This is a genomic window from Salinimicrobium oceani (genome assembly GCF_012037645.1).
This window is the reverse complement of sequence record NZ_JAAVJR010000517.1, coordinates 1-480: the sequence shown is the minus strand read 5'-3', so window position 1 is coordinate 480 and position 480 is coordinate 1. Positions and strand designations below refer to the sequence as shown.

1 protein-coding gene is annotated in these 480 nt (G+C 42.1%); it reads right to left on the bottom strand.

Features of this window, described 5'->3' with window-relative positions; translation table 11 throughout:
• Window positions 1–339 precede the first annotated feature (339 nt).
• On the bottom strand, window positions 340–432 hold the full coding sequence (locus HC175_RS24800; protein WP_369074344.1) for a fasciclin domain-containing protein: 93 nt from the start codon (window positions 430–432) through the stop codon (window positions 340–342).
• Window positions 433–480: the final 48 nt, after the last annotated feature.

Genomic DNA, 480 nt, shown 5'->3' with positions numbered 1-480 from the left:
AATTGGAACCCGGAAGCAGCATCTACTTTCCATCCATCCTGATTCTGAGACTCATGCCAGGAAAATCTTTGATCGACTCTCCAATGGGCGGGAGAGTAGAAATGGAATTACAGGATACCTTTTTGGGAACGTTGTTTGGAAGCCTTAGCGATAAGTATGGTGCGAATTGAATGGTTCGTGACGAAGAACCACAGGAACCGTAAATTATTCTGAAGAGAAACATCTGTTTAATTGCCCTTTTTGGCAGCGATATTGTTTAGTCTTGTACGGCAGAATTGCGGAACAAAAAAAAAGCCACCCCTAAGAGGATGGCTGGAAAACAAAGAGACCTAAAGTGGCTTATTCAATAGGTAAAAGCACTGCGTCAATAACATGTATGATCCCGTTCGAAGCAGAAATATTAGCGGTTTCTATTATAGCTGAGCTTCCCACTGCATGAATTCTTGCTTCGGGATCAACCGTAAAATTTACTCCCAGTAA